Here is a 6,908-nt window from a genome sequence, read left to right as displayed (position 1 = left end):
CTGGTACTTTTTCAATGTGGTAATGATAGAAAACACAAAAGATATACAAAAATTATCGTAATTTAAAAGTAATAGGGAGTATCATACGGATTTTTGTTGGTTTTCCCCTTTGTTCCCCGGGAGTCCATTTAGTAGGTTGATTTTTAATAATTCTTACTGCTTCTTCGTCACATCCTGCACCTATTCCTTTTACTACTTCCACTTCCGTGAGAGAACCCTGTTCATCAACTACAAATTGAACGAATACTTTTCCTTCAATAGTCATTCTTTTTGCTTCCTTAGGGTAGGTAAGATTCTTTTCTATAAAAGCGTAAAAAGCTTGCATTCATCCTTTAGGAGTGGGTTCAATTCCAAATTCGCACATTGTTCCTTCTTCTTCTACAGGTTTTTCAAAAATTTGTTCTTCTACGACAGTTTCTGTAGCTACTTCTACGTCTATTTCAGGAGCTTTTTCTTCTACTTCTACCTCGTCGGGTACTTCTACAATTTCTGGTTGTTTTATTACAGATGGCGGTGGTTGTTGAGTTGCTTGAACCTCCAAGTTTTCTTCAAAAATTGTTTCCGCAGCTCCTAAATTTATAAGATTTCCATCATCATAAGATTTCCATTCAAATGCTATACAGCAAATAAGTAAACTTACGACTATGCCTAAGTTTAAAAACACACCTGATTTTGCTTCTAAATAATCTACTCGTGGTTTTTTTTTTGCTTCCATATATATAGGATAGTTTAAAATTAAAAACTATATAACAAATACAATTTACTATATTGAGATTTCCTTTTCTTTTTTATGAAAAGATGTTTTTTATCTTTTTTCAATGATATCTGTTTTTATTTTTTTTTGAAAGTATAATCGTTTTTATTACTTATTTAATGGTATTTTCTTAATCATATTTTCGTTTTATAAACCATTTGTCATTTATAGTAGCTCCAAAATAGATTTGAAAATATGTTTCTTTGATAAGCATACCTTCGTTTTTTCCTCTTTCTCCTATTTTGAAAGAAAGGTCTATACTGGAAAAAATACTCACGGGAAAAGAAAAACCAAAATGTGATGCCCATTCATATACATTTTGATTTCCTACAAGATAAGGCATTTTTTGAAAACTAAATCCTGCTCTATAACGTATTCTTGCTAGATAGAACTCGGAGTTATACTTAGGAATATATTCTCCTCCAATATTCCATTGTATATTTTTTTGAAAGGTAGTATTTTTTAATACATCGGAGAGAGGATTTGTCCATTCTACAACACTCATTTCTGTTCCTATGGTGTAATGATTTTGTTTTATAAAAGAAATTCCTCCTCCTACTTTTATCGGAAGTTTTATTATTGAATGGGTTGTTCCTTGTAAGGTATCTAAAGGATAGGCGGTTGTATTTACATCTATTCTTTGGGTAGAGATGGTGGTGTTTTTATTTATATAAGAAAAGACATCTGCTATTATTCCATAATTTATAGAATATGTTTCTGATAATTTTTGTTCGTAAGCAAATCCTAATCCACCTTCTACTCCTCGGTATAGATTTTTTATAAAATAGGATATGGAGTAATCGTTTCCAAAATTATAAGATGGTAAACTAGTATTGATAGATTCATCTACAGAGCCAAATACATAAGAAACTCTCAACCCGATTGAAAAATCTTTAAAGAGTTTTATCCCGTTAGAAAAATATAAATGTGAAAGCGATCCTTTTCCATTTATATTATAACGAAAAGAAGCTGTATTCTCGGGCAGAGATGATGTTATATTATAATATATACTATTAAGGGGAGCAATTCCCACATGTATGCTCCATTTAGTAGTAATAATGGGAAAGACAAAAGAAACATACCTCAGATTTCCACCAAAATTTTCCGCATTGTTGGTATCTTTTTGTATATATTTATAATCTCCGATAAAGGCAGTTTGAAAAGTAGTAAGATTATTTTTTATGAGAAGAGCAGGATTTAAGGAATTTATATGAAAATAAGAATAAGCACTTATACCAATTTCACCCATAGATATGTTGTGAGCAAAAGTCCTTGGTATATTATCCTCAGCATAGAGAGTATAGGAAGAGAGGGACTCCTGTGCGTTTGATGAATTATTTTTGATAAAGAAAAGGAGTAATATAAAAATAAAAAAATGATGTTTGTTTGTCATTCTATATATATGTGTTATTTTGAGGCTTGGTGTTTGAGAAAGAAATATGTTTTGTGAAGTAGTATTATCTATAGTATATGTATTTCATAAAAATAGAATTTATTATGAGAAAATAAAAGAAACTGATTTTATTTGATAGAATATTTCTATTATAATAGATAAAATTTAATTTACTGAGTAGAATTTCAAAAAGATTGTTTTAACACTTTAATTTATAAAAAAATGTTTTTTGAATTACAACATACCGATAAAAAAACAAGTGCGAGGGTTGGGAGAATACAAACGGACCATGGAATCATAGAAACCCCGATTTTTATGCCCGTAGGAACTGCAGGAACGGTGAAAGCAGTGCATCAAAAAGAATTAGAATCGGAAATAAATGCTTCTATAATCTTAGGGAATACTTATCATCTCTCTTTACGACCTGGATTAGAGGTTCTTAAAAATGCAGGGGGACTACATAAATTTAATGGATGGAACAGATCCATACTCAGTGATAGTGGTGGTTACCAAGTATATTCCCTTGCTCATAAAAGAAAAATAAAAGAAGACGGTGTGATGTTTCAATCCCATATTGATGGTTCCAATTGTTTTTTTTCACCCGAAAATGTTATAAAAGCAGAGCGAATTATAGGTGCAGATATTATTATGGCTTTTGACGAATGTCCTCCTTACCCTGCGGAATATACTTATGCCCAAAAATCTATGGAACTCACCCATCGTTGGTTGGATCGGTGCGTAGATACTTTTGAAAACACCGAAAAAGAATACAATTATCAACAATTTCTCTTTCCTATAGTGCAGGGCAGTATTTATGAGGACTTACGCAAACAATCAGCCGAGTATATAAGTAATAAACATTCCGTAGGTAATGCTATAGGCGGTCTTTCTGTAGGAGAACCTGCATATCAAATGTATAAAATAATCCAATTAGTATGTAATATTCTGCCTCAAAATTCATCCCGATACCTTATGGGAGTAGGGACCCCTCAAAATATTTTAGAAGCCATATCCCTTGGAGTAGATATGTTTGATTGTGTGATGCCTACTCGAAATGGTAGAAATGGAATGCTTTTTACCCAAAATGGAACTATTAATATAAAAAATGAAAAATGGAAACACGATTTTTCCCCTATAGATACAGAAATAAACTCTCCCGTGAGTAGTTTTTATTCCAAAGCATATCTACGGCATCTTATCATTGCCAAAGAGATTTTAGGGTATCAAATTGCTTCCATTCATAATCTTTCTTTTTACCTTTGGCTTGTAAAAACCGCTCGTATTCAGATACTTAACGGAACTTTTTTAGATTGGAAAAATGCGATGCTTCCCCTTCTTTCTAAAAGAATATAAATATTCCCCCTTCCCAAATCTCTTTTTTTAATTTTTTATAAAAAAGAAAAACATTTTTAAACGTGCGTATCGAGACCGTTGCGAGTTAAAAATGTAAAACACGAATATTTTATTTCATCAATACGATGGTCTTGAAGTTCATTTTAGTTTTTCCCCTTAGGCAAACATTATATTCAAAAAGTGTATGTAATACATAAAAGGTCAAGGTATGAAATTGTATTATATGTTTGCCTAAAGTAAGTAAGTAAAAAAAAAGAGTCACTTTTTACAGACGCTGCTCTCTTTTAGTATTGTATCTCATCAGTTATTTCTTATCTTGTAATTATTAATCTTGGTAAAGTGGTCCTATATTCTGTCCCATTTTTATATCTCCAATGAAAGGTCAACTGAAAGGTATCTACGCTATACGGAGGGGCCTCAAGAGAAAAAGACATCTTTGTATCTAATAAATTCAATGGTATACTATCTCCCATATTAAAATATGATACTCTTAGATCGGAGTACCAATTCCATACTCCAGCTATACCCGTTGTATGATATTCTCGCAAAGCTATTCCCGCACTTTCTAAAGATACATTTACTATATCATCCATATAATAGGGACTGGCAGTATGGGATTCACTATACTTTCTATCAGAAGTAATATGTATATACTCTAAGGTATCTGCTACTGCTATTCCCACAAACTGACTTATTCCTAATTTATTAGTGGTATCCTTATGGTATTTTCTGAGAGCATCAAATTCTGCTATCCGATTGTCAAAAGAAACCACATATTCTTTACGCTTAAGTTCTCCTGAAGGAGTGAAAGCATCTAAAAAAGAATGAGGATTACAATTTCCACATAAATTAAACCTAAATACAAGTCTGTAACGTACTACAGTATAAAAAAGAGAATTTGGTCTTACCCCACCAAATCCTTTATCTGCAGAAAGAGAAGTTATGCCTTCAATATCATAATTCAGCGAAGGTCTCGCATAAATATACTGGGCTATAAATGCTTTATCTGTAAGTAGTTGTCTTGGTCCCACAATAGGACGTTCAAAAATATTACTACAACCACAGTATATACTTAGTATGCTTATCCATATGGACACAAAGGCAACTTTTATTTGTATTCTTTTCATTGTTTTTTATTACTTGCGGGTATATTGAAAAATTTTTTTACCATTTCTTTTATTTCATACTCAAGCACTTCGGGAATTATAAATTTATTTTCAGGATATTGTTTTATATCATAAAATAAAACTTTTTTTTTTGACTTATCAAGTATAGATACCGTCAAACGCATACAGGATTTTTTGGGAGGAAAAATAAATATTAATCCCGGAAATGCCCCTAAAGTAAGAACATTCAAAGGAAATGAAATTATCTGCACGGGAATAGCAATCAAATTATAATTTTTTATATCTGTTTTATATTCTTTTTCTGTTTTATCCAAATAGATGTTTCCCGTAGTTAAAAGAAAATACTTTTGTGGGTATCTATTCAAAATAGATAATAGAGTATCGTCAATAGTGTTTTCTTTCCGCCTTATGAGTTGTCTCATACTTTCATTTATTTTTTTGATATCCTGTATGGATAGTTCTTCTGTTTGAAAATTATGTTTGTTCAACCCTACCTCTATCCCTTTCAACATAGAATATTGCATTTTTTCTCTGTATGTTTTTTTCGATGTGTGTGATACATCAGGAAAAGGTAACTTTATCAGTATTGGTTTAAGAGTATCTTCTTTTGATTTATTTAAAGACCTTACCACATTCTCTTGTAATAATTTTCGGGCTTGTACTTCGTTTAAAGAATCATATACGCTCAGGTGAGGATAAAAAATAAGAATGCTATCTTTGTATAGATGATGAGAATTATTTCCCAAAAACGTCAATTGTTTATCGGTTTTTAGATACTGTAATTGAAAAGGATTCCTTTCTTGATAAGATTCTTTTAAATAAGTATTACGTATTCTGGTTCTGTATTTGCGAGGAATAAACTCATATTGAATACACCCATTCAAAAAAAGAAAAGCACAAAAAAAGAGAGTGACCAAAAAGTTACTTTTGATCCCCTTGTAGTTTTGTAACTGCTTGATTGCCAATAAGTTTAAAATTAAATACTTGGAATAAAAGGATTTTTCGGTCACTCTCATATTTCTATTTTTTACTGGGTTACTGAGAACAATTATATACTGAAACCACAAATGAAGCAGGATTACAATCTTCACAATTATTTCCTGCATACGCGTTGGCAGCACAATATGTAGTTCCTGATACGACACTCGTTGTTGCAGCAACTGCTAAGCTGACACCAGCTGCAGAAGCTAATGCTACCCCAGTGGCACCAGCAGATATAGCCCCAACAATACCTACAGCTCCTACAGCAGGAGGAATAATAATACCAACTGCCACAGTTACTACAACTGCTACAACAGTCCAAAATACTCTCCAATTCCAACTTAATCTATGGGAATCATTGCCTTCAAATGAAATCATAGTCGTCTTAATAATGGTATCAAAATTTTTTAAACCATCCTGTATATACTCAGTATTAAAGTATGCTATAGTAGTAATTTAAGAATTACACTCTTCTCATCATTAGTAAGAAAATCATCTAATAGTACTTTATTTTCAAAGTCATTTATAACGGACTTTATATTATTTCCAAGTGTGGCTATTTTTATATTTTGGATATTTTGCTCTGTTAAATTTTCTTTTGCATACTTTAAAGAAGTTTCACGAAGTAAGTTATTAAAACCTAAAACATATTTTTTTTCATTTGCTGTAAGATTTAATTTTACAAGCATTTCTTCAAAAGGTTTTGTCACTTCGTCTGCAAAGTTTAATAAATTTTCTACAGATTCACCCATCGTACGGGAAAGATTATTTGAAGTTATTTTTTTTATATTTTCTCCAAATTCTTGTTGTATTTTCAAAATATCTTTATAGGTATCTGAGGTTTTTATACGTTGGTACTCTGTCTTAAAATCTACTCCTTTGTTTTTAGAAATGTAATCTATAGCCCTGTTTTCTACATATTCTTGGTTTAATGATGTTATGTTTTTCTTTTGAATATATTCTAAACGGGTGCTATATTTCATACTTTCGTTTATTAATTTTTGATCAGATATAAATTCCGCCCCTATTAAATCCGTTTTAGAAAATACAGAATTATTTTGCTCATTTTCATTTACAGAATTTGCTACTTCATGAAAACCATCATCACACCCTTCCTCCCCAAATAGAAAGGGAGTACATACTATTATTGCTATAAATAGTATTCCTAACAATATATTTTTATTTTTTTTAACTAAATGTTTCATTTTGATATCTGTATAAAATTATTACAAAAAATTACATCAGGGTATCATAATTTTTGTACCCCAATGGGAGATCTCTCTTTCTTATTTTGCACTCG

At 31.1% G+C, this 6,908-nt stretch carries 8 protein-coding genes; 1 reads left to right on the top strand and 7 read right to left on the bottom strand.

From position 1 onward, the window contains the following. Positions 1-52 precede the first annotated feature (52 nt). The 3 genes from QM536_01715 to QM536_01705 form a co-directional block, all read right to left on the bottom strand. Positions 53-325, bottom strand: coding sequence for an energy transducer TonB (locus QM536_01715; protein MDI9355726.1), 273 nt, complete (start codon positions 323-325; stop codon positions 53-55). After that, a complete protein-coding gene (locus tag QM536_01710) occupies positions 326-715 on the bottom strand; it encodes a hypothetical protein (GenBank protein ID MDI9355725.1) in 390 nt (129 codons plus the stop codon). 169 nt (positions 716-884) lie between these two features. Then, complete coding sequence (locus QM536_01705) at positions 885-2,147, bottom strand: hypothetical protein (protein ID MDI9355724.1); 1,263 nt, start codon at positions 2,145-2,147, stop codon at positions 885-887. A 222-nt stretch (positions 2,148-2,369) separates the two neighbouring features. On the opposite strand from QM536_01705, the gene tgt reads away from it, so the two are divergent. Continuing rightward, positions 2,370-3,500, top strand: coding sequence for a tRNA guanosine(34) transglycosylase Tgt (gene tgt, locus QM536_01700; GenBank protein ID MDI9355723.1), 1,131 nt, complete (start codon positions 2,370-2,372; stop codon positions 3,498-3,500). 311 nt (positions 3,501-3,811) lie between these two features. On the opposite strand, the gene QM536_01695 is transcribed toward tgt, so the two are convergent. The 4 genes from QM536_01695 to QM536_01680 all read right to left on the bottom strand — a co-directional run bounded on the left by QM536_01695 (position 3,812) and on the right by QM536_01680 (position 6,813). Then, positions 3,812-4,627, bottom strand: a complete 816-nt coding sequence (locus QM536_01695) for a hypothetical protein (protein ID MDI9355722.1) — start codon at positions 4,625-4,627, stop codon at positions 3,812-3,814. Next, the gene (locus QM536_01690) at positions 4,624-5,544 is read right to left on the bottom strand and encodes a hypothetical protein (protein MDI9355721.1); all 921 of its coding nucleotides are present in this window, start codon (positions 5,542-5,544) and stop codon (positions 4,624-4,626) included. Before QM536_01690 ends, QM536_01695 begins: the two co-directional genes overlap by 4 nt. Before the next feature lie 118 nt (positions 5,545-5,662). Continuing rightward, entirely contained in the window at positions 5,663-5,986 is a 324-nt protein-coding gene (locus QM536_01685) for a hypothetical protein (protein MDI9355720.1), read from the bottom strand. 65 nt (positions 5,987-6,051) lie between these two features. Then, on the bottom strand, positions 6,052-6,813 hold the full coding sequence (locus tag QM536_01680; GenBank protein ID MDI9355719.1) for a hypothetical protein: 762 nt from the start codon (positions 6,811-6,813) through the stop codon (positions 6,052-6,054). Between the last annotated feature and the right edge of the window lie 95 nt (positions 6,814-6,908).

The organism is Chitinophagaceae bacterium (genome assembly GCA_030053935.1).
In the GTDB taxonomy this organism is placed as follows: Bacteria; Bacteroidota; Bacteroidia; order Cytophagales; family JASGCU01; genus JASGCU01.
Note: the sequence above shows the minus strand (reverse complement) of the source record. Positions and strands in the feature narration are given on the sequence as shown.

Coding starts and splice junctions, on each gene's coding strand:
- QM536_01715 (MDI9355726.1), bottom strand. CDS start 325: ATGCAAGCTTTTTACGCTTTTATAGAAAAGAATCTTACCTACCCTAAG.
- QM536_01710 (MDI9355725.1), bottom strand. CDS start 715: ATGGAAGCAAAAAAAAAACCACGAGTAGATTATTTAGAAGCAAAATCA.
- QM536_01705 (MDI9355724.1), bottom strand. CDS start 2,147: ATGACAAACAAACATCATTTTTTTATTTTTATATTACTCCTTTTCTTT.
- tgt (MDI9355723.1), top strand. CDS start 2,370: ATGTTTTTTGAATTACAACATACCGATAAAAAAACAAGTGCGAGGGTT.
- QM536_01695 (MDI9355722.1), bottom strand. CDS start 4,627: ATGAAAAGAATACAAATAAAAGTTGCCTTTGTGTCCATATGGATAAGC.
- QM536_01685 (MDI9355720.1), bottom strand. CDS start 5,986: ATGATTTCATTTGAAGGCAATGATTCCCATAGATTAAGTTGGAATTGG.
- QM536_01680 (MDI9355719.1), bottom strand. CDS start 6,813: ATGAAACATTTAGTTAAAAAAAATAAAAATATATTGTTAGGAATACTA.